At 64.2% G+C, this 23,629-nt stretch carries 14 protein-coding genes; 7 read left to right on the forward strand and 7 right to left on the reverse strand.

Annotated elements, in window-relative coordinates:
• Position 1: 1 nt before the first annotated feature.
• Positions 2-2,836: a glycosyl hydrolase 115 family protein gene (locus tag FHW83_RS00540; protein ID WP_229223958.1), complete on the forward strand. Its 2,835-nt coding sequence runs from the start codon at positions 2-4 to the stop codon at positions 2,834-2,836.
• 23 nt (positions 2,837-2,859) lie between these two features.
• On the opposite strand, the gene FHW83_RS00545 is transcribed toward FHW83_RS00540, so the two are convergent.
• A complete protein-coding gene (locus FHW83_RS00545; protein ID WP_176644432.1) occupies positions 2,860-3,966 on the reverse strand; it encodes an endo-1,4-beta-xylanase in 1,107 nt (368 codons plus the stop codon).
• Positions 3,967-4,043: 77 nt separating this feature from the next.
• Between FHW83_RS00545 and FHW83_RS00550 the strand changes: the two genes are divergently transcribed.
• The 6 genes from FHW83_RS00550 (at position 4,044) to FHW83_RS00575 (ending at position 13,812) form a co-directional block, all read left to right on the forward strand.
• A complete protein-coding gene (locus FHW83_RS00550) occupies positions 4,044-6,182 on the forward strand; it encodes an alpha-glucuronidase family glycosyl hydrolase (protein ID WP_218105902.1) in 2,139 nt (712 codons plus the stop codon).
• A 56-nt stretch (positions 6,183-6,238) separates the two neighbouring features.
• Complete coding sequence (locus tag FHW83_RS00555) at positions 6,239-7,324, forward strand: LacI family DNA-binding transcriptional regulator (protein ID WP_176644433.1); 1,086 nt, start codon at positions 6,239-6,241, stop codon at positions 7,322-7,324.
• A gap of 15 nt (positions 7,325-7,339) precedes the next feature.
• Positions 7,340-8,875 carry a carboxylesterase/lipase family protein gene (locus FHW83_RS00560; protein ID WP_176644434.1) on the forward strand — a complete coding sequence of 512 codons (1,536 nt, stop codon included), beginning with the start codon at positions 7,340-7,342 and terminating at the stop codon, positions 8,873-8,875.
• A gap of 98 nt (positions 8,876-8,973) precedes the next feature.
• On the forward strand, positions 8,974-11,319 hold the full coding sequence (locus FHW83_RS00565; protein ID WP_176644435.1) for a M1 family metallopeptidase: 2,346 nt from the start codon (positions 8,974-8,976) through the stop codon (positions 11,317-11,319).
• On the forward strand, positions 11,319-11,798 hold the full coding sequence (locus FHW83_RS00570) for a DUF6702 family protein (protein WP_176644436.1): 480 nt from the start codon (positions 11,319-11,321) through the stop codon (positions 11,796-11,798). Before FHW83_RS00565 ends, FHW83_RS00570 begins: the two co-directional genes overlap by 1 nt.
• The gene (locus FHW83_RS00575) at positions 11,740-13,812 is read left to right on the forward strand and encodes a TonB-dependent receptor (protein ID WP_176644437.1); all 2,073 of its coding nucleotides are present in this window, start codon (positions 11,740-11,742) and stop codon (positions 13,810-13,812) included. The genes FHW83_RS00570 and FHW83_RS00575 overlap by 59 nt, the downstream gene beginning before the upstream one ends.
• Here the strand turns inward: FHW83_RS00575 and FHW83_RS00580 are convergent.
• The 6 genes from FHW83_RS00580 to FHW83_RS00605 all read right to left on the reverse strand — a co-directional run bounded on the left by FHW83_RS00580 (position 13,809) and on the right by FHW83_RS00605 (position 23,625).
• A complete protein-coding gene (locus FHW83_RS00580) occupies positions 13,809-14,834 on the reverse strand; it encodes an aldo/keto reductase (RefSeq protein WP_176644438.1) in 1,026 nt (341 codons plus the stop codon). The genes FHW83_RS00575 and FHW83_RS00580 overlap by 4 nt on opposite strands.
• 21 nt (positions 14,835-14,855) lie before the next feature.
• A complete protein-coding gene (locus FHW83_RS00585) occupies positions 14,856-16,565 on the reverse strand; it encodes a methyl-accepting chemotaxis protein (protein WP_176644439.1) in 1,710 nt (569 codons plus the stop codon).
• Positions 16,566-16,650: 85 nt separating this feature from the next.
• Positions 16,651-18,234, reverse strand: a complete 1,584-nt coding sequence (locus FHW83_RS00590; RefSeq protein ID WP_373997160.1) for a rhodanese-related sulfurtransferase — start codon at positions 18,232-18,234, stop codon at positions 16,651-16,653.
• A 569-nt stretch (positions 18,235-18,803) separates the two neighbouring features.
• Positions 18,804-20,132: an LLM class flavin-dependent oxidoreductase gene (locus tag FHW83_RS00595; protein WP_176644441.1), complete on the reverse strand. Its 1,329-nt coding sequence runs from the start codon at positions 20,130-20,132 to the stop codon at positions 18,804-18,806.
• Positions 20,133-20,144: 12 nt separating this feature from the next.
• Positions 20,145-21,146 carry an ABC transporter substrate-binding protein gene (locus FHW83_RS00600; protein WP_176644442.1) on the reverse strand — a complete coding sequence of 334 codons (1,002 nt, stop codon included), beginning with the start codon at positions 21,144-21,146 and terminating at the stop codon, positions 20,145-20,147.
• Positions 21,136-23,625 (reverse strand): TonB-dependent siderophore receptor, encoded by a 2,490-nt coding sequence (locus tag FHW83_RS00605; RefSeq protein WP_176644443.1) that lies wholly within the window; start codon positions 23,623-23,625, stop codon positions 21,136-21,138. The genes FHW83_RS00600 and FHW83_RS00605 overlap by 11 nt, the downstream gene beginning before the upstream one ends.
• Positions 23,626-23,629 lie beyond the last annotated feature (4 nt).

Below are 23,629 nucleotides of genomic sequence, written 5' to 3' on the forward strand. Positions count from 1 at the left end.
CATGCTATTGGCCCTGCTGACGCACGCCCTGCCCGCCCAGGCGCTGGGCCAGAAGAAACTGGCCTGGTTCGACTCCCCGCCCGCAGATGCGGTGGCGCTGGCCCGCGATGGCCAGGCCGCCAAGCTGTATGTGGATCCAGCCGACTATCCCGGCGTGGTACGCGCGGCCGGCGACCTACAGGCGGATATCGCCCGCGTCAGCGCCGCCAGGCCGGCGCTTGAAACGACAGGCGCGCCGGCCGGCAAGGACGTGGTCATCATTGGCACGCTCGGCAAGAGCGCGTTGATCGATCAGCTGGTGGCGACCGGCAAGCTGGATATTTCGGCCATCAAGGGCAAATGGGAAGGCTGGCAGGTGCAAACCTTGCGCAATCCGCTGCCCGGCGTGGAACGCGCGCTGGTGATCGCGGGCAGCGACAAGCGCGGCACCATCTACGGTATTTATGAAATGTCCGAGCAGATCGGCGTCTCGCCGTGGAACTGGTGGGCCGACGTGCCGGCGGCAAAGCACGCCAGTGTGTACGCATCGGCCGACGCCGCGGTGAGTGACGCGCCGGTGGTCCAGTATCGCGGCATTTTCCTGAACGACGAAGCACCGGCGTTGACCGGCTGGGTCAAGCAGCACTATGGGAGTTTCAATCACCAGTTCTATGCGAAGGTGTTTGAGCTGATCCTGCGCCTGCGCGGCAATTACCTGTGGCCCGCCATGTGGGGCGAAGCCTTCTACGATGACGATAAGCTGAACGGCAAGACCGCCGACGACTACGGTGTCGTTATCGGCACCTCGCACCACGAGCCGATGATGCGCGCGCACGACGAGTGGCGCCGGTACGGCGGCGGCCAGCACTGGGACTACAACCGCAGCGGCGATGCGCTGCGCGAATTCTGGACCCAAGGGCTGCGCGTGACGCAGGGGCAGGAGAAAGTGGTCACGCTGGGCATGCGCGGCGACGGCGATGAACCGATGTCGCGCGACGCCAACGTGTCGCTGCTGGAGCGCATTGTCAGCGACCAGCGTGCCATCATCGCCAAAGAGATCAATCCGGACGTCACCAAGGTGCCGCAGCTGTGGGCACTGTACAAGGAAGTCCAGGACTACTACGAGAAAGGCATGCGTGTGCCGGATGACGTGATGCTGCTGTGGTGCGACGACAACTGGGGCAATATCCGCCGCCTGCCGACGCAGGAGGAACGCAAGCGCGCCGGCGGTGCGGGCATCTATTACCACTTCGATTACGTCGGCGGTCCGCGCTCCTACAAATGGATCAATGTCACGCCGCTGCCCAAGGCGTGGGAGCAGATGCATCTGGCGTGGCGGTATCAGGCCAACCGCATGTGGATCGTCAATGTGGGCGACCTGAAGCCGATGGAAGTACCGATCGAGTTCTTCCTCACGTACGCATGGAACCCCGCCGCCTGGCCGGCGGAGCGCTTGCCGGACTATCTGAAGCTGTGGGCGGCGCGCGAATTCGGCGCCGAGCATGCCGACGACATCGCCGACATCGTCGCCAAATACGCCAAGTACAACGGCCGACGCAAGCCGGAGCAGCTGGAACCGAACACCTACAGCCTGGTGAACTATAACGAGGCCGCCCGCATCGTCGATGAGTACAAGGCGATCGCGGAGCGTGCGGAGAAGATCAATTCCGCCCTGCCGGCGGACAAGCGCGACGCGTTTTATCAGCTGGTGCTGTACCCCGTGAAGGCCAGCGCGGTGGTGGACGAGTTGTACGTCTCGGCCGGCTTTAACCGCCTGTATGGCATGCAGGGCCGCGCATCCACCAATGACCTGGCGGCACGGGCGCGCTCGCTGTTCGCGGAAGACGCGGAGCTGGTGCGCCGCTATCACGAGGATATCAGCGGCGGCAAGTGGAACCACATGATGTCGCAAACCCACCTGGGCTACACCTATTGGAACCAGCCGCCGCGCAATGTGATGCCGCCAGTGACCGAGATACAGGTGCCGAAGGCGGCCGACATGGGTGTGGCGGTGGAAGGCAGCGAACAAGTCTGGCCAGGCCCTGGCGGCGACGCGCTCGCGCTGCCGGCGCTGGATGTATTCGAGCGGCGCGGCCGCTTTATCGACATTTTCAATCGCGGCCAGCAGCCGTTTGACTACCAGGTCACCGCCAGCGAGCCGTGGATCACGCTGGACAAGCCTGCCGGCCAGGTGACACGCGAGCAGCGCGTGGCGGTGAACGTGCGCTGGGCCGACGTGCCGGATGGCGTGCGTACCGCGTCGCTGACCATCTCGGGTGCGGGCGGCAAGACGGTGGTGAAAGTCCCCGTGCGCAAACCGGCCGGCGCGGCGTCGCTGAAGGGCTTCATCGAAACCGGCGGCGTGGTGGCGATGGAGGCGGAGCACTACACGCGCGCGGTGCCGGCCGGCCAGCGCACCTGGTTGAAGGTGCCGGACCATGGCCGCACTTTGTCCGGCATGACGGTGGCGCCGGTGGATGCGCCGGCCGACGCGGCACCCGCGATGCGGCTGGAGTATGAGATGCAGTTGTTCAGCGCGGGCAGGTTCGAGGTGCAGGCCACGCTGGCGCCGACGCAGAAGTTCCAGCCCGGCCAGGGCCTGCGCTACGCGGTTTCATTTGACGATGAGGCGCCGCAGATCGTCAATGTGCATGCGGATGGCAGTGAAAAAGCATGGGAGCGCAGCGTGTCCGACGGCGCGACGGTGCTGGCGTCGCGCCACCAGATCGACAAGCCGGGCAAGCATACACTCAAGTTCTGGGCATTGGATTCGGGGCTGGTGCTGCAAAAACTGGTGGTCAACACCGGCGGCCAGAAGCCGAGTTACCTCGGCCCTCCGGAAAGCCCGCGCCAGTGAGTACATATAAGTGCTAAAAGGCGTCAGGCGCGCGCCGGCATGGCGTTGATGGCGGCGGCGATCGCGTCGCGCAGCGGTTTGGCGCGCAGTTCGGCGTCAAACGGCGTGGGCCGCATTTTCTGCCCATCGGTGCGCGGCGCCTCGTCCCAGCCCTGCAGCCAGCTGACATGGTCCGCCATGCCCCACAGCAGAAAGTCCTTGCACTGCCGGTAGCTGAACGTCACGTCGAGATAATCCTTGGCCAGCGCCGCCACACCGGCGTCGCGGGTCTTCACGTCGGCCGGCAGCTTGCGGTCGTTGACGTCAAACTCCGTGATCAGCAAATCCAGCCCCATGCCCGTGACCTCGTCCAGGAACTTGCGCCAGTCCTGCTGATAGCGCGTGCCGCTGCTCTCGTCCCATGAGCCAATATGGCTCTGCAAACCCAGCGCATGCACCGGCGTGCCGCGCGATTTCAGGTCGTGCAGCAGCTTAAGCACACCGGCGCGGTGCTTGGCGCTACCCTCGTCGCCGCGCATGTAATCGTTGTAGACCAGCTGCGCCTTGGGCGCGCGCTCCGCCGCCAGGCGGAACGACAAATCGATCTGCTCGACCGCGCCCATGCGCTCGGTGAACACGTTCGCGCGCAAGCCGCCGGTTTTCGGATCGACCGCCTCGTTGACCACGTCGTAACTATGAATGGCGCTACCAAAGTGATCGCAGACGGTGACGATATGCTTGCGCAGCAGCGCCTCGGCCGCCTTGCCCGGCTGCGCCCCGAAGTCATACTCATTGACCCACTTCGGCAGCCATTTGGCCTCCTGCCAGACCAGATTATGCCCGCGCACCAGCATGCCCTGCTCCTTCGCCCACGCGTACATGGCGTCCGCCGGGCCGAAGTTGTACTGGCCCTGGCGCGGTTCCAGCGCCTGCCACTTGCCCTCATTCTCCGCCACCAGCATATTGCATTCGCGCGCCATCAGCGCCTTGTAGGCGGGATCGTGGAAGTAGCGGCCGCCGATCGCGTTGCCGACGTTGAGGCCTTTGCGTTTGCCCACTACCTTCAAGGGTTCCGGCATGTCGGCGGCGTGCAGCGGCGCTGCGCTGGCGGCGGCCATCATGGCCATGAAGCTGCGGCGGGAAAATTTCATTTTGTCTGTCTCCTTGTTGGAATTGTTCGCTAACATCGTGGCATAATGAAATGGTTACGCTACCATAAAACGGAGACATGATGCGGTTTTTCCTTCCTGCGGCCCTTGCGGGGTTGCTGCTGTCGCTTGCCGCGACGGTATTCGCGGCCGACGAAGACGGCTATGATTTGTGGCTGCGCTACCGCCCGCTGGAGCGCGCCGCACAGACGACCCTCAAGGCGCAAACGCGCAACATCGTGCTCCCCGGCGCGCCGACACCGACCACCGACGCCGCGCTGGCCGAACTCCAACGCGGCCTGAAAGGCATGCTGGGTCAGGCCCCCGCCACCGCCGCCACGACCGTCGACGGCAGCCTGCTGCTCGCCACGCCCAGCCGCCTGCCTTCGCTGACCGCCGCCGACGCCGCGTTGCGCGCCGACCTGGCCGCGCTGGGCGACGAAGGCTACCTGCTGCGCCAGACCCGCGTGCATGGGCACAAGGTCACGCTGGTCGCCGCCAACAGCGACATCGGCCTGCTCTACGGCGCCTTCGCCTGGCTGCGCGGCGCTGCCATCGGCGGCACGGCGGCGGCCAGCTCCGCGCCCAAGCTGCAACTGCGTCTGCTGAATCACTGGGATAACCTGGACCGCAGCGTGGAGCGCGGCTACTCCGGCCAGTCGATCTGGGACTGGTGGGGCCTGCCCGAGATCAAGGACCAGCGCTACACCGACTACGCGCGCGCCAACGCCTCGCTGGGCATCAACGGCACGGTGCTCAACAACGTCAATTCCAAGCCGGAGGTGCTGACCGCCTCCTTCATCGCCAAGACCGCCGCCGTGGCGGACATCCTGCGCCCTTACGGCATCAAGGTCTACCTGTCGGCGCGCTTCTCCACGCCGCTGGAACTGCACGAGACCAGCACCGCCGATCCATTGGCGCCGGAGGTACAGCAATGGTGGAAGAACAAAGCCGACGAAATCTACAAGGCCATCCCCGACTTCGGCGGCTTCCTCGTCAAAGCCAATTCCGAGGGCCAGCCCGGCCCGCAGGACTATCACCGCACCCACGCCGACGGCGCCAACATGCTGGCCGCCGCGGTAGCGCCGCACAAGGGCATCGTCATGTGGCGCGCCTTCGTGTATGCGCCCAAGGGTGCGCACCTGGCCGACGACCGCGCCAAGCAGGCCTACGAGGAATTCAAGCCGCTGGACGGCAAGTTCGCCGCCAACGTGCTGGTACAGGTGAAGAATGGCGCCATCGACTTCCAGCCGCGCGAGCCGTTCCACCCGCTGTTCGGCGCCATGCCGAAAACGCCGCTGATGATGGAATTCCAGATCACCAAGGAGTACCTCGGCTACTCCACCGACATGGCCTACCTTGGTACCATGTATGAAGAGACGCTGGAATCGGACACCCATACTGGCAAGACCGTTGCGCAAACCCTGAGCGGCATGGCCGGCGTGGCCAACATCGGCAGCGACCGTAACTGGTCCGGCTCCCATTTCGACCAGGCCAACTGGTACGCCTACGGCCGCCTCGCATGGAATCCGCAGGCCAAGGCCAGGGACATCGCCGCCGAATGGGCCGCCCTCACCTTCAGCCCGGACCGGCGTGTGGCAGGCCCCATCGTCGACATGATGATGATCTCGCGCGAAGCGGTGGTGAACTATATGACCCCTCTCGGCCTGCATCACATGATGGGCACCAGCCACCACCACGGCCCGGCGCCATGGGTCGATAATCTTGAGCGGCCCGACTGGAACCCGGTCTACTACCACCGCGCGGACCGCAACGGCATCGGCTTCAATCGCACCGCCAGCGGCAGCAACGCGCTGGAGCAGTACGCACCGGAGATCGCCCGCCAGTACGCCGATCCGCGCACCACGCCAGAACAACTGCTGCTTTGGTTCCACCATCTGCCATGGGACTACGCGATGCCTTCCGGCCGCACCCTGTGGGCCGAATTGTTGGCCCGATACGACAAGGGCGTGGCGGACACCCGGCAGCTGCATGCGCGCTGGGTGGCGCTCAAGCCGCTGATCGACGCGCGTCGTTACGCGGACGTCGAACAGCACCTCACGCGCCAGATCAACAACGCCGTTCTGTGGCGAGACGCCTGCGTGGCCTACTTCCAGTCGGTGTCCGGGCTGCCGCTGCCGCCCGGCGTGCAGCCGCCGGCCCATCCGCTGGAATACTACAAAGCCCTGCGGTATCCTTATGCGCCGGGTCGTGGTTAAGCCCCGCTTGTGGTAAAGTCCGGGACTTAACCCAGCTTTATACTGATTGAGGACAGATGACGAAAACTAAGGTGAAACCGGCGCCAGTACCGGCCGTGCAGAGCCGCTCGCAGGCCCCAACCATGGCCGATGTGGCCAAGCTGGCAGGCGTATCCCCGATGACGGTGTCGCGCGTGATGAACGGCGACACCAACGTCCGCGAAAAAACCCGCAGCCGCGTCGACGCGGCCGTCGCCGCCCTCAACTACGTTCCCAACCAGGCCGCGCGCCGCCTCGCCGGCTCGCGCCCGATCCGCGTCGGCTTCCTGTACTCGAATCCGAGCGCGGGCTACCTGAGTGAATTCCTGGTCGGCCTGCTGAACCAGGCCAGCCCGAATAATGTGCAGCTGGTGGTGGAAAAATGCGAGGCTGATGAACACGGCGTCGAACAGGCGCGCCGCCTGATCGCCAACGGCGTGGACGGCATCATCCTGCCGCCGCCGCTGTGCGACGTGCATAACCTGATCGACCTGATCGCCGCGTCGGGCACGCCGGCCATCACCGTGGCATGCGGCCAGCCCGACCCGCGCGTGGGCGGCGTCAGCATCGACGACTACCAGGCCGCGTATGCCATGACCTGCCACCTGATCGCGCTGGGCCACCAGCGCATCGGCTTCGTCATCGGCCATCCGAACCAGAGCGCCAGCGCGCGCCGCCTGGCCGGCTTCAAGGCCGCCATCGCCGAAAAGAACGCGCAAAATGCGAAGGAGCTGATCGTCCAAGGCCTGTTCACCTATCGTTCCGGCCTGGATGCGGCGGAGCAGCTGCTGGGCATGGAGCAGCGCCCGACCGCCGTCTTCGCCAGCAACGACGACATGGCTGCCGCCGTGGTGGCGATCGCCCATCGCCTCGGCCTGGACGTGCCGGGCGACCTGACCGTGGCGGGCTTCGACGATACCGCGCTGGCCACCACCATCTGGCCCGAACTGACCACCGTGCGCCAGCCGATCGCCGACATGGCCGAAAAAGCCGTGCAGATCCTGGTGCGCCTGATCCGCGCGCAGCGCAACGGCACGCCGGAGGCCCCCGAACACGTCGTCATTGAGCACGCACTGATACGCCGCCAGTCCGATGCTGCCCCACGTTTGCGGCCCAAACATTAAAACCATATCGAGACAATGAACAAACTCCCCGTGCTGTTGATCGCCGCTAGTGTTATTTCCTCTTCCGCCTACGCAGCAACCAGCAGCACGCCGCGCGCCGCCACCGCCACCGGCGTGGTGAGCGGGGTGCAGGAAGCTTCCGGCGTGAAGTCGTTTAAAGGCATTCCCTACGCGGCGGCGCCGGTCGGCAAGCTGCGCTGGGCGGCGCCGCAGGCGGCGGCTAAGTGGAAGGGCACGCGCAAGGCCGATCGCTTCGCGGCGCCCTGCATGCAGCTGCCGCTGTTCAGCGACATGGTGTTCCGTTCCGACGGCGTGAGCGAGGACTGCCTGTATCTCAACGTCTGGACGCCGGCCAGGTCGGCCAAGGAAAAGCTGCCGGTGCTGGTGTACTTCTACGGTGGCGGCTTCGCGGCCGGCGACGGCTCGGAGCCGCGCTACGACGGCGAGAGCATGGCCGCCAAGGGCATCGTCACGCTCACCGTCAACTACCGCCTGAACGTGTTCGGTTTCCTGGCCCATCCCGAGTTGAGCAAGGAATCGCCGAACCAGGCCTCCGGCAACTACGGCCTGATGGACCAGGCGGCGGCGCTGCAATGGGTGAAAAAGAACATCGCGGCCTTCGGCGGCGATCCGTCGCGTGTGACCATCGCCGGCGAATCGGCCGGTTCATTCTCGGTCAGCGCGCAGATGATCAACCCGCAAGCCAAGGGCCTGATCGCGGGCGCCATCGGCGAAAGCGGTTCGCTGCTCAGCGCCATGGGCCTGGCGCCGCTCAGCTTCGCGGAGCAGGTCGGCGCCACCTTTGCGAAAGACGCCGGCGCGCCGACGCTGGCCGAGCTGCGCGCGCTGCCGGCGCAGCTGCTGCTGGACGCCACCAAGAAACCCGGCACCTGGTTCTCCGCCATCGAGGACGGCTACGTGATTCCACGTTCGCCGGCCGCCATGTACGCCGCCGGCGAGCAGGCCAAAGTGCCTTTGCTGGCGGGCTGGAATTCGTACGAAGGCCACTACAAGCAAATCCTGGGCGACGCCGAACCGACCGCCGAGAACTTCGCCGCCGCGCTGCAAAAGCTCTACGGCGACCAAGCGGCCGCCGCGCAGCAAGCCTACAGCGGCGACGTGAAGCAGGCCGCGACCGAACTGGCGAGCGACCGCTTCATCGGCTACGGCACCTGGAAGTGGATCGACACCCACGCCCGCACCAGCGGCAAGCCGACCTACCGCTATTACTACACCCGTCCGCGCCCGGGTCAGGAGGGCGCAGGCCATTCGGTGGAGATCGAGTACGCCATGGGCAACCTGGCCGGGAATAAAGTCTATGCATGGACCGACGATGACCGTGCCCTGTCGGCGCAGATGCAGAACTACTTCGCCAACTTTATCAAGACCGGCAATCCTAACGGCGCCGGCCTGCCGGAATGGCCGCAAGCCAGCGCCGGCGCGGGCTCGCGTCTGATGAAGCTCGACGTGCCGTCCACCGCCATCACCGCGACGGACGATGCACACTACCAGTTCCAGGAGGCGTTCCACGCGGCCCAGGCCAAACGCTGAAACCAGTTTAATTTTGCGTTTGTATTTTATTGTATCCGCAGGTAATCGTATGAAAACCTGCTATACAATTTATCCTCTTATCCAGAGGAAACAGCTACATGCGCAGAAAAATTGGCTTCCTGGCCCTTTGCCTGACGGTGTCCGCCTACGCGGCGGAACCCTTCGACGACAAATTCCGTCAACTCGACGAAATCCTGCCGACGCCTAACGTCTACCGTACCGCCTCCGGCGCGCCGGGCCACGCCTACTGGCAGCAGCGCGCCGACTACACCATCAGCGCCACGCTGGACGAAGCCAGGCGCGCCCTCACCGGCAGCGAGCAAATCACCTATCACAACAACTCGCCCGATACGCTGAGCTATCTGTGGGTACAGCTCGACCAGAACATCTACAAAAAAGACTCCGACGCCCGCATGATGCTCACCCAGCCTTCGCGCGAGGCGTGGGCCAAGGCGACGTCGCCGGAGGATGGCTACAAGTTCGAAGGCATGCGCGGCATCCTGGCCGGCCGCGAGTTCGACGGCGGCTTCAAGATCAAGAGCGTGGCCACCAACGGCCAGCCGCTGAAGCACGTCATCAACCGCACCATGATGCGCATCGACCTTCCGACGCCATTGAAGCCGGGCGAGAAGTTCGTCTTCAATATCGACTGGTCCTACAACATCAACGAGCAGCAGGTGCTGGGCGGCCGTTCCGGCTACGAGCACTTTGAGGAAGACAAGAACGATCTGTTCGAGATCGCGCAATGGTTCCCGCGCATGGCGGCCTATTACGATGTCTACGGCTGGCAGCACAAGCAGTTCCTCGGCACCGGCGAATTCACGCTGGAATTCGGCGACTATGACGTGCAGCTGACCGTCCCCGCCGATCACGTGGTGGCCTCCACCGGCGAGCTGCAAAATCCGAGCGATGTGCTGAGCGCGGCGCAGCGCGAACGTCTGGAAAAGGCGCGCACCGCCAGCGCGCCGGTGCTGATCGTCATGCAGGAGGAAGCCACCAGGGCCGAGAAGTCGCGCAGCAACGCCAGCAAGACCTGGCACTTCAAGGCCAGCAACGTGCGCGATTTCGCCTGGGCCTCCAGCCGCAAATTCATCTGGGATGCGCAAGGCTTCAAGAAGGATTCCACCAACGTGATGGCGATGTCCTACTATCCGAAGGAAGGCAATCCGCTGTGGGGCAAATACAGCACGCAGGCCATCATCCACACCATCGACAAGTACAACAAGTACAGCTTCGACTACCCGTATCCGACCGCGATTTCGGTCAACGGCCCGGTGGGCGGCATGGAGTATCCGATGATCTCCTTTAACGGTCCGCGCCCGACCAAGGACAAAAAGACGGGCGAGCTGACCTGGTCGCAGCAGACCAAATATGGCCTGATCGGTGTGATCATCCACGAGGTGGGCCACAATTACTATCCGATGATTATCAACTCGGACGAACGCCAATGGACCTGGATGGACGAGGGCCTGAACACCTTCGTGCAGTACCTCGCCGAACAGGAATGGGAAGACAAATACCCATCGCGCCGCGGTGAGCCGCGCAACATCGTCGACTACATGCGCAGCCAGGAGCAGGTGCCGATCATGACCAACTCGGAGTCGCTGGTGCAGGTCGGCCCCAACGCCTACGCCAAACCCGCCACCGGCTTGAACATCCTGCGCGAGACGATTCTTGGCCGCGAACTGTTCGACTACGCCTTCCGTGAATACGCGCAGCGCTGGAAATTCAAGCGCCCTACCCCGGCCGACTTCTTCCGCACCATGGAAGACGCCTCCGGCACGGACCTCGACTGGTTCTGGCGCGGCTGGTTCTACACCACCGATCCGGTGGACATCAGCATCGACGGCATCAGCGAATATGGCGTGAGCACCAAGGATCCTGAAAAGGAAAAGGCCTGGAAGAAGGCGCAGAAGGATGCGCAGCCGGTGTCGCTGTCCGACCAGCGCAACAAGGCCCTGCCGAAGCGCGTGGATGCGCATCCCGAGCTGAAGGACTTCTACAACGAGCATGACGAGTTCACCGTCACCAACAAGGACCGTAACAGCTACGCCGAAGCCATCGAGAAGCTGGAGCCGTGGGAGAAAAAGCTGCTGGACCAGGGCAAGCACCTGTACCTGGTGGACTTCTCCAACCTGGGTGGCATGGTGATGCCGCTGATCCTGGAGATTGAACTCAAGAGCGGCAAGAAGTACATCGAGCGTATTCCGGCCGAGGTATGGCGCTACAACTCCAAGAAGATCACCAAGTTGATCGTCACCGACGAGCCCATGGTGGGCCTGACCCAGGACCCATACTGGGAAACCGCCGACATCGACACCTCCAACAACGCGTGGCCACGCAAGGTTACCCAGTCCCGCCTCGAACTGTTCAAGACCGAGCGTGACAAGAATAACCTGATGCGCGACTTTAATACGCCGCTCAAGAAGGACGAGAAGAAGTGATGATGCGCCTCGTTTTAGCTGTGCTGCTGGCATGCGCCGGCGGCGCCCATGCCCACAACTTCCACACCGGAATCGCGGACATCAGCTACAACGAACGCACTGGCGGCACCGAGATCGTGCACACCTATACCTCGCACGATCTCGCCGCGCTGCTGACCAATCTCTATGGCCGCCAATTCGACCTTGGCCGCGCCGACAGCGAGGCGCCGCTGCGCCGTTATGTGGAAAAACAGTTCACCATCGCCGGCCCGGACGGCGCACGCCTGCCCTTGCAGTGGGTCGGCGTGAAGGTGGATGCCGACAGCGTCGTCATCTTCCAGGAACTGCCCAGTGCGAGGCTGGCGAAAGGCAGCCGCATACACAACGCTTTGCTGATAGACTTCCTGCCGTCGCAAAAGAACACCGTTAACCTGCAAACCGATGGCAAGACCAGAACGCTCTTCTTCGATCAAGACCACATCGATCAAATCGCCCCTTAAGTACGCGCTGTTGCTGGCATTGGGTGCCGCGCACGCGGACGACCAGATCCTGCAAAAAGTCCTGGTGGATGGCTCGCGCACCAGCCAACTGGGCGTGGCCGATGCCGCCAGCGCAGGAACGGTCACGCAAGCGGAGCTTGCGGCGCGCACGGTGTATCGTCCCGGCGAGATGCTGGAGGCGGTGCCGGGACTGGTGGTCAGCCAGCATAGTGGCGAAGGAAAGGCCAACCAGTTCTACCTGCGCGGTTTCAATCTCGATCACGGCACCGACCTGCGCACCACGGTGGACGGCATGCCGGTCAACCAGCGCAGCCACGCGCATGGCCAGGGCTGGAGCGACCTGAATTTCCTGATCCCGGAACTGGCAGTGCGGCTCGATTACAAGAAGGGCCCCTACTCCGCCGAGGAAGGCGACTTCGCATCGGCAGGCACGGCGTCGGTGGCGTATGCGAATCGCCTGCTGCAAGGTGTGGCCAGCGTCTCGGCGGGGCAGCATGGCTATGGCCGCGCGCTGCTAGCCAACTCGGTGGAAACGCAACGCGGCAGCCTGCTGTATGCCGTCGAAGCGATGCACAACGACGGCCCGTTCACGCGCCCGGACGATTATCAGAAACTGAACGCTGTGCTGCGCTACAGCGAGGGCTATGCCAATAACGGCTTCAATGTCAGCCTGATGGCCTACAAGGCCGACTGGAACTCCACCGACCAGATTCCACAGCGCGCCGTGCGGGATGGGCAGATCGGCCGCAACGACACCATCGACGATACGGACGGAGGCAAGGCGCACCGTTACAGCCTGTCCGGCGCGTGGCGGCGCACGGCGGAGGACAGCGCGTCCAAGGTCAACGCCTACATCATCGCCAACCAACTGGACTTGTGGTCCAACTTCACCTACTTCATGGACGATCCCGTGCATGGCGATCAGTTCGCGCAGCCGGACAGGCGCGTCACCAGCGGCTTGAATGCATCGCATAGCTGGCACCATCACACCGAAACCGGCAACAGCGAAACCACGGTCGGCGTACAGCTCCAGAACGATAATATCTTCAACGGCTTGTACAGCACACAGGCGCGCCGTACGCTGTCCGTGACGCGGCAGGATCACATCGTGGAATCCAGCGCGGGCCTGTACGTGGAGAACAACACGCGCTGGAACGCGGCCTTCCGTACCATGGCAGGCGTGCGGCTGGACCGCTATCGCTTCGACGTGCAAAGCGGCCTTGCGGCCAATTCCGGCAAGGCTAACGACCATCTGGTGAGCCCGAGCCTGAGCATGATCTACGGGCCATGGCAAACGGCCGAGGTGTACGCCAACTTCGGCAACGGCTTCCATAGCAACGATGCGCGCGGCACCACCATCACCATCGATCCGAAGACCGGGCTGGCGGCCGACAAGGTGACGCCGCTGGCGCGCTCGCGCGGCATGGAGCTGGGCGCGCGCAGCTCGTGGCTGCCCGGTTTGCAAACATCGCTGTCGTTGTACCGGCTGGACTTCGACTCGGAGCTGGTCTACATAGGCGATGCCGGCGCGACCGAAGCCGGCCCGCCAAGCCGCCGCTATGGCGTGGAATTCTCCAATTACTACAAGGCGCTGAAATGGCTGTCGGTCGACCTCGACCTGGCCTACGCGCGGGCCCGTTCACGCGGCTATCAGGAGGCGGGCAGCTACATTCCGGGCGCGATTGAAGGCACCGGCCAGCTGGCGCTGACGGTGGACGATGGGGGCCCGTATTCGGGGTCGCTCAAGCTGCGTTACTTTGGTCCGCGTCCACTGATTGAAGATAACAGCGTGCGGTCCAAATCGAGCATGACGCTGAACGGGCGTTTCGGCTGGAAGATCCGCAAGGATCTTGCGCTGGAGCTGGAGGCCTTCAACATCACCAACCGCCGCGATTCCGCCATCGATTACTACTATGCGTCGCAGCTCAAGGGAGAAGCGGCGGCCGTCGCCGACATCCACTTCCACCCCATCGAATCACGCTCATTGCGGGCGACGCTGATCAGGAACTTCTAGGCGCCGCGCTCGTTCAACATGGCGAAGTCGCGCTGGTGCCATACCGGATATGCCGGCGGCACATCGCTGGCCTGCTCCAGCAGCGCGTTCTGCTCCGGCGTCAGCGACCAGCCGGTGGCGCCGATGTTCTCGATCAGCTGCTTTTCGTCGCGCGCGCCGATGATGACGTTGGAGACGGTTTTCTTCCCCAGCAGCCAGTTGAGCGCAATCTGCGGAATCGACTTGCCGGTCTGTTCGGCCACCACATCCAGCGCGTCAATGATGCGGAACAGGCGATCCTCCTCAAAGTGCGGCCCGGTGCCGGCGATATCATGCGCACGCGTGCCCGGCTTGGCTGGCTGGCCGCGACGGATTTTACCGGTCAGCTTGCCCCACCCCAGCGGGCTCCATACCACCGCGCCCACGCCCTGGTCCTCCGCCAGCGGCGCCAGCTCCCACTCATAATCGCGGTTCAGCAGCGAGTAGTAAATCTGATGCGCGACGTGGCGCGGATAGCCGTAACGATCCGCCGTGGCGAGGGATTTCATCAAGTGCCAGCCGGAGAAATTGGAAGCGCCGATGTAGCGCACCTTGCCGGCGCGGACCAGTTGATCCAGCGTGGACAGGGTTTCCTCGACCGGCGTGTTGTAGTCCTGGCCGTGCAGTTGCAGCAGATCGATGTGATCCACCTGCAAGCGCCGCAGGGACTTGTCGACCGCCTCCACGATGTGCTGGCGCGAGGAGCCATAGTCATTGGGTCCCTGGCCGGTGGGGAAAGTGACCTTGGTCGAAATCAGCAGGCGATTGCGCTTGCCCTGGATGGCCTCACCAAGAATTTGCTCGGCCAGGCCGTCCGAGTACACATCAGCGGTATCGAACATGGAGACGCCATGCTCCAGGCAGACGTCGATCAGCCGCGCGGCGCCATTCGAATCCGTACTGCCCCAAGCCTTAAAGAAGTCGTTGCCGCCGCCAAAAGTCGCCGTGCCAAAACTCAGCTCCGGCACGCGCAAGCCGGATTTTCCAAGACGCTTGAAATTCATCGATAAACTCCGTAGAGGGTATTAAAACTCTTCCCACTCGTCGCCGGAAGAGGCTTCCTTGCGCGTTTGCGGCGCGGGCTTGGCGACCGGCTTGGCGCGCGGGGTCTTCGGCAGCACGGCGACGGCCGCGCGGCGCGGCGCCGCCGCAGGTGCCGGCGCCAGCGCTGGGGCGACATAGGCCGCGTGCGTCGCGTTGATCCTGAATGCGCTGACCACCTGCTCCAGCTTGTCCGCCTGGTCGCGCAACAATGTCGCGGCGCCGGCGGTCTGCTCCACCAGCGATGCATTCTGCTGCGTGGTCTGGTCCATTTCCGTGACCGCGCGATGCACCTGCGCGATGCCGTCGTTCTGCTCCTGCGTCGCGGCGCTGATTTCACCAACGATGTCCGTCACCTGCTTGATGCTGGAGACCACTTCGCGCATGGTGCTGCCGGCCTGCTCCACCAGCTTGGTGCCCGATCCAACCTTCTCCACCGAATCATCGATCAGCGCCTTGATTTCCTTGGCGGCAGCCGCCGAACGTTGCGCCAGATTGCGCACCTCGGTCGCCACCACCGCGAAGCCCCGGCCCTGTTCACCCGCGCGCGCCGCTTCCACCGCGGCATTCAGCGCCAGGATATTGGTCTGGAACGCAATGCCATCGATAACCGAAATGATATCGACAATCTTGCGCGAGGATTCGTTGATGGATCCCATGGTCACCACCACCTGCTCCACCACCGAACCGCCCTGCGTCGCCACCTCGGACGCCGAACGGGCCAGCTGGTTGGCCTGGCGCGCGTTGTCCGCGTTCTGGCCTACGGTGGACGTCAGCTGCTCCATGCTTGCCGCGGTCTGCTCCAGCGCCGCGGCCTGCGACGCGGTGCGCTGCGACAGGTCGCCGGTGCCGGCCGCGATCTGCTGCGAAGCCGCTCCCACCGCGCTGGTGGAAGCGCGCACCGTCTCGATCACACCCGCGATTTGCTCCAGCAGCTTGTTGAACGCCAGCGCCGTGTGGCCGATTTCGTCCATGCGCTCCACCTTGATCTGGTGCGTCAGGTCGAGCGACTGGCTCACGTCTTCCAACGTGCCGCGGATCGATTCCAGGCTGCCCTTGATGGTGACATACAGCTGCCATGCCAGCGCACCGGTCACCAGCACCGCCAGCACAATCACCGTCACCAGCAGACGGAAGGCGAAGTTGTACGCGGCCACGCTCTCCTCGCGCACTTCTTCGATCAGCTTATTGTTATAAGCGATATGGTCGTCAAACGCTTTTTTGACGGCGGCCGCCGACGTGGCCAGCGGCGTTCCGGGCTGCAGCGTCGCGCGCACCGCGTCCATGTCGCCGGCATGCGCGCCGGCCAGGAACGGTATCAGCGCCTGGCGATAAGCCGCCATCGCCGCCTTGTCGGCTTCCAGCATCTTGCGATCGGTATCGTCGACGATGCGCTCCTTCTCGTACAACGCCACCACTTCGTCAAACTTGGCATGCGCATCGTTGTACGCCTTGTCCAACGCGGTTTTATCCGGCAGGTTGGAAAACACCGACAAGCGATAACCAGCCAGACGGCTATCAGCCAGATAGCCCTTGGCCATATTCAAGCCGGCGATGCTGGGAATCAGGTTGGTTTGTACTTTGTCCAGCCGCTGCTGCGCGCGCGACAGCTGGGTGAGGCCGGCGGCGCCGACAAAGATCAGCGCCACCAGGGCCAACGACAGGGTTAATATCAGTCGCTTCGTAATCGTCATTGTGACTTTTCTCATGTAAGTGGAGGAGATTCGGCCGTCTATGCGGCCTCAATCCAGTATAACTTATGAGAAGTCGCCGTCGAAGTCAAACGACGTGAAAACCGTGCGTGCCGTCGCGCCCAAGCTGCTCCACCAGCCCAAACTCCCAATCCAGATACGCCTGCATGGCTTCCGCGCAGTTGTCCGTGCCCTCATACGGCCGACGATAGCGGTCAATCAGCGGTGACGCCAGCCGCGCGGCGCCCGTTTCCACCGGCTTGCCGGTCGCAATCCACGCCGCAGTGCCGCCCGCCAGCACCACCACCGGGAGCTTGGTCAAGGCACGCAGATCGGCCACGACATAACGCGCAAGCAGGCTGCTGCCGCAGGTCAGAACGTAGCGCTGCACGCCTTCCGGCAGTTGCGCCAGCGCCGCCGCCAATTGCGAGCGCAGCGCAAACCACGCGCCGGGAATATGCCGCTTCTGATAATTGACGCCGGACGTGAAGTCCAGCAGCGCGATCTGCTGCGGCGCTTCTTCCAGCCACTGCGCCAGCGTTTCGACACTAATCTCCTCCACTTCCGGCTGCGGCGCCACCTCGTCCTTCCACGCACCGGGGACGCTGAAGTCTTCGGCCTGCAAGCCATCGACCACGTAGACGTCGTTGTTCATCTGCCGCAGCCAGTGCGCGGTGAGATTGGCACGCACGCCGTCGCTGTCGGCCAGCACAATGCGCGCGCCGCGCACCGGTGCGAACTGCTCGGTTTCCTGCACCAGCTGACCACCCGGCGCGGAGCGAAAGTGCGGCAGATGTCCATCACCATACTCGCCCGGGCTGCGCACGTCGAAGAAATAGTTGGTGCGGGCACGGTCCTCATACAGTGCCTTCAGCTGTGAGCGATCCAGGCGTGCCACGCCGGCGCGCTCGGCCAGCGCCCGCGCATCGCGCGCCGCCGTCTGGCGGTTGGTTTCCGACGCCGGCGGATAGCTGCGCGACTGGCCATGTTCCAGTTCCTGTTGCGCCAGCGTCCAGCCGATGGTGCCATTGCGCAGCGCCGAGACGGGATTCGGCACGCCGGCGTTAATCAGCGACTGCGTGCCGATGATGCTGCGCGTACGTCCGGCGCAATTGACGATGATGCGGGTCGACGGGTCCGGTGCAAGCTCGCGCGCGCGCAGTGCCAATTCCGCACCCGGCACGCTGATGCTGCCGGGGATGTTCATGGTCTGATATTCGTCGTAGCGGCGCGCGTCCAGGATGACGATGTTCTCGCCCTTGTCAATCAAAGCTTTCACCTCCGGCGCGGACAGCGATGGCGTGTGGCGTTCATGCTCCACCAATTCGCCAAATGACTTGCTGGGCACATTCACATCGCGGAACAACTCGCCGCCCGCATCGCGCCAACCGGACACGCCACCTTCCAGCAGCGCCACGTTGGTATAGCCCAGTTGATGCAGCCGCAAAGCCGACGGCAGCGCCAGGCCCTCGCCGTCGTCCAGCACCACGATGGGAACGTCCCGGCGCGGCAGCTTGGTGTAGGCATCGATCTCGATGCGGCCGTACGGGAAGTTGGCGGCGAACAGCGGGTGCGCCTGCGCGTGCGGATCCTCCTCTCGCACGTCGAGCAGCGCGATCTCGCGGCCGGCCAGCAGCTCGGCCCTCACCTGCTGGTAGCTGCGATACGGAATCCGCGGCGTGTAGCCGGAGCGGAATGGCTTGACCTGCCCATCCAGCGTGTAAACGCTGCGGTCCACCGCGCCGATATCCGCGCCATACACGTGGATGCCCACCGACACACGGTCGCTATAGGCGTTGTAGACCTGATGGATATCGCCCAATGTCGGCGACACCGCCACCACGTCGCCGGTTTCCAGCCGCTGCGGCTCGCCGTGCCGTTCCAGCTTGCCGTCCGCCGTGCGGCGGAAATCGTGCGAGATCTCCGCACCGCGCAGCAGGCCGATCAAACCCCATACGGTGTGGTCGTGAATCGGCGTGGACTGGCCGGGTCCCCAGACGAAACTGACCACCGAAAAGCGCGCGGCAGGGTCGCGATACAGCAAGTACTGGCGATAGAACTGTGGATGCGGCGCCGCCGCTTCCGGCGGCAGCCAGTCGTCATGCGCAATCAGTTCGCGCAGCAGCGCCGAGCCTTGCTCGACGATCCGCGCCTCCTCCTGCCCGATCACACGTTCCAGCTGGGTGACGAAATGCCGCAGCCGTTGCGGCAAATGCTGTGTTTCACTCATGTGTATCCTCCTTACGCGGCCTGGCGGCGTGCGGCGGTGTTCCGGTTCTCCGGCACCTCGATGCCAAGATTACCACGTAAGGTGCTGTGCTCATACTCGCGCCGGAACAGGCCGCGCTCCTGCAGCACCGGCACCACTTCGGCCACGAAGGCATCCAGCTGGCGCGGCAGCGACTCGAACAGGATGAAGCCGTCGGCCGCGCCGCCGTCGAACCAGCGTTGGATGGCGTCCGCCACCTGCACGCCGGTGCCGACGAATTCGCGGCGCGGGCTGGCGTAGCGCAGCGCGGTTTCGCGCAAGGTCAGGTTCTCCTCACGGGCGACGCGGATAATGCGTTCGGACGAACTGCGGTTACTCTCCGCGCCGTATTGGGCGATGTCCGGGAATGGACCATCCAGCGGGTACTGGGTCAGGTCGTGTTCATTGAACGATCGGGCCAGCGCGACCAGCGCGTCTTCGATGCGGATCAGGCCCACAGCCTCCTTGTACAGGCGTTCAGCATCCTCCTCGGTGCGGCCAATGATGGCGCGCAGGGCGGGCAGCACGTTCAGGCGCTCGGGCGCGCGGCCAAAGGCGGCGGCACGCTTCTTGATGTCGGCGTAATAGGCTTGCGAAGCCTCGAACGACGAGTTCTCGGTGAAGAAGGCGTCCGCGTAACGGGCCGAGAAATTGCGGCCGTCCTCCGACGCGCCGGCCTGGAAGATCACCGGCTGGCCCTGCGGCGAGCGGCTGATGTTGAGCGGGCCGCGCACCGAAAAGAACTCGCCCTTGTGGTTCAGCGTATGCAGCTTGGATGGGTCGAAGAACTGGCCGCTGGCCTTGTCGCGCACCAGCGCATCGTCCTCCCAAGAGTCCCACAGGCCGCGCACCGTTTCAAGATGTTCGGCGGCGATACGGTAGCGCACTTCGTGCGGTGGGTGGGTCGGCTTGCCGTAGTTCTCGGCGCTGCCGGACAGCCACGAGGTCACAACGTTCCAGCCGGCGCGGCCCTTGCTGATGTGGTCCAGCGACGCGAATTGGCGCGCCACGGTGTATGGTTCGCTGTAGCTGACGGTGAGCGTGCCGACCAGGCCAATGTTCTGGGTGGCCGTGGCCAGCGCGGACAGGATGGTCAGCGGTTCGAAGCGGTTCAGGTAGTGCGGACTCGATTTCTCGGTAATGTGCACGCTGTCCGCCACGAACAGAAAATCGAACTTGCCCTGCTCCGCCAATTTCGCCTGGCGCAGGTAGAAGTCGATATTGGTACTGGCCGTTGGATCGGCGTCAGGGTGGCGCCAGTCGCCCCAGCCGGGACCAACGCCGTGCAGGATAAAGCCGAGTTTCAGTTGTCGTTTGCTCATGGTGATGCTCCTTTAAATGGCTGGGCGGAACAGGCTGGCGTCCACCAGCTTGCTCGCGTCTACCCGGCGTGGGAATAATTTAGCTTCGTAAAAGGTGTCCGCGACCTCCTGCAACTGGCGCACGATTTCGCCGTCGACCGCGCGCAGCTGCGGTTTGTCGCGGCTAACCGCGAGTTGCGCCACTTCGGGTGGGAGGCCAGTCAGGCGCTGGAACACGGCGCCATATTCTTTCGGATGAGCGTTGGCCCAGACGTTGGACTGCGCGAGCCGTTGCAGGACGTCGGCCAGCGCCGCGCGCTTGCCCGGGTCGGCCAGCGCGGCGTCCGAGGCGGCGATGACGCCGATGCCGGAGTTGATGCCGACACCGTTGCGCAGCACGCGCGCACCGCGCAGTTCCGCCGCCGCCTGATAGGTGCCAAAGGTGGCCCAGGCCTCCATCTTCCCGCTGGAGAAGGCGACCGCGGCGTCGCTCGGCAGCAGGAAGCCGGTGTTGACTTCATCCGGCTTCAATCCCGCTTCGCGCAATGCGCCGAACAGAAGGAAGTGGGCGACACTGCCACGCGCCGAGGAGACGATGACATTGCGGCCTTTGAGATCGGCCACGGTCCTGACGGGCGAATCGGGCGGCACCAGTATCGCCACCGCCACCGGGGAGGAGACGCTGGCCGCCACCACCTTCACGCGCGCGCCGCCGGCCGCCGCCGCCAACGCCGGCGTGTCGGCCGCCATGGCGGTGTCCACGTCGCCGGAGACCACCGCCTCAAACAACGGTGCGGCGCCCTGGAAGCTGGCCCACTGAATTTTGTACGGCACGTCTTTCAGCACGCCGGCCGCTTCCGCCTTGGTCTGCAGCAGCCGGACCTGATCGCCCAGCACCAGCGTGACTTTCGACAGATCCGGCGTGGCCGCACTGGCGGCCTGCGGCTCGGCCGTCTTGCCGCAAGCCCCCAGCAACGCCGCCGCCGGCAGCATGGCGAGCAGGCGGCGGCGCGCGTGATTGGCGTCAGAAGGCATAGGTCACCTTGCCATAGTAGTACGCGCCGCTGGGTGCGAACGGCGCCGGACCGTACACAAAGCTGTTGCCGCCCGAGTTGGCGTCGCCCGGACCGTTCTTATCCGGCTTGGTGTCAAACAGGTTGGCGGCGCCGATCACCAGCTTGGTCTTTTTGGTGATGGCGTAACTCAGGTCCAGATCCGTCAGCCACTTGGCGCCGAAGTGATAATCCTTCGATCGATCCGCCGTCGTCTGCCACAGGTAAGAATCGTAACGCGTGGTCTGCACGTTCGCCTCGAAATCGCCCAGGAACCAGCGCGCCGACAGAATCACCTTGGTCTTCGGCGTAGCGCTCAAGTCACCAATGCCGCCGCCCGCGGAATAACCAAACCACACCGAGCTGCCGCCCGGGTTCGCACCCAGCGCGGTAATCTGCGACGGCGTGGCATTGATCTTGGTGACCGTGGTGCGGTTCCAGTTGACGGCCGCGCCCCAGCGCACCAGGCCATAGCTGCCGTAATCGCTGGTGATGTCGGCCACCAGGTCGGCGCCACGCGTGCGGGTGTCTACCGCGTTGGCGAAGTATTGCACCCACTCCGTGCCGGTCAAGCCAGCAGCGATCAGCGTCGGAGCAAACGCCGGACCGAACATATAGCCGGTGCGGACGATACGGTCCTTGACCTTGACCTGGTAGCCGTCCAGCGTGACGTTGATGTTATCCGCAGGCTTGAGCACCAGGCCGATGCCGAAGTTGACCGACTTCTCGGGATCCAGGTCGCGCGCGCCGAACTTGTGGGCCAGATCCGAGTTATTGCGCAGCAGCTTGGACAGGCTGGGCCCCACCTCCCCCGTCACGGGATTGATGTTGGTGCGGTTGTCGGTCTGCGAATAGCCGATCTGCGTCAGCGAAGGCGCGCGGAAGCCAGTGCCCGCCGTGCCGCGAATCGCGAACTTCGGCGAGAAATCGTAGCGGCTATTGATCTTGCCGCTGGCCGTATTGCCCGCGCTGTCGTCGTAATGCTCGGCGCGCACCGCGCCATCGACGAACCAGTCCTCGGTCGGGTAGAAGCCAATGTCGTTATAAATCGCCAGCACCGTGCGGCGGATGCTGGTCGCATCGGCAGGCGACAGCGCCACGCCGGCCTGCGCGCCGACAGCCGCCGGTTTTCCGACGTTTGGATTGCCCTCCTGGTCGCCGGCCTTGAAGATATAGCCACCGTTCTTGTAACCCAGCGGATCGCCGGCAAAGGTCTCAAAGCGCTCGACGCGCTGCTCCAGGCCCCACGACCACTGCAGCGGTTTCTTCCAGCCGATATCGACCGCGCGCGTGAAGTCCTCATTGGTGGTCCACTGCTCGAACTGGTAGGTGGCCAGGTTATCGAAGCTGATCGGCGAGGACGGGCCGAGCGAAGGGTTCAACGTCAGGTTGCTGTACTGGCGGGCGCGGTTGCGGCCATAGCCGGTGCTGATATCCCAATTCCAGCCGGCCGCCTTGCCGCGTGCGCCGAGGTTCAACTGGTAATCGTAGGCGCTCATATTATTCAGCGCGAAGTACCCGTCGGGGAAGATCTGTGCGATGGTCGCCAGCCCGTTAGGACGGCGGAAGTTATTCCCCGCCACCGTGTTGCGCGTACCCGCCGTGCCGAAAGCGTACAACGTCACGTCGGCACTGTAGGGCTTTTCAGCGTTGAAAGCCAGATCGTAGGCCTCGATGCCAGGATCGCCGTTGTGGGCGCCGTCGCGGTTCCAGGTCGCGTTTTTGGGATTGGACGCCGGCGAATACGCCACCAGATTGGTCGATGGGAAGTTGTACCATGCCTGCCCGCGCTTGCGCAGCGCCGCGCCGATGTGCAGGAAGCCGTCCTCCCCCAGCGCGAAGCCGGCATCGCCCTCCAGCTTCTTGTTCGACAGATCGCCCTCCGCGTCTTTGAGACGGCCGTAGCTGGCCGAGATTTCGCCGCCATGATTACCGGTCTTGAGGATCACGTTCACCACGCCGGCCACCGCGTCCGAGCCGTATTGAGCGGCGGCGCTGTCCTTCAACACCTCGATATGATCGATGGCGCTGAGCGGAATGGTGTCCAGATCGATGGCGTTGACGCCGCTGGTGTCGCCGCCACCGTTGGTCAGCAACGCGCTGTTGTGGCGCCGCTTGCCGTTCACCAGCACCAGCGTGTAGGCTGGTCCGAGGCCGCGATTGCTCACCGGCCGCACCACCGAGTTCACGCCGGCCTGGTTGGTGCCGAAGTTAAACGACGGTAGCAGGCGCGCCAGCGCTTCCGCCAGTTCGGCGCGGCCGGTGTGGATCAACTGCTCGCCGCTGATGACGTCCACCGGTGCCGGGCTGTCGGCCACGGTGCGGGCCTCGCCACGCACGGCGGTGGTCACCACCACGTCCTGCACCTGGCCGACGCTGGTCTGCGCCAGCGCCGGCGCGCCGATGGCCATCAGCGCCAGGCTCAGTGGCGTCAACGCGATCTTCTTCGAATAGTGCTGCATTCAA

This window comes from Duganella sp. SG902, from assembly GCF_013376005.1.
GTDB lineage: Bacteria > Pseudomonadota > Gammaproteobacteria > Burkholderiales > Burkholderiaceae_D > Rugamonas.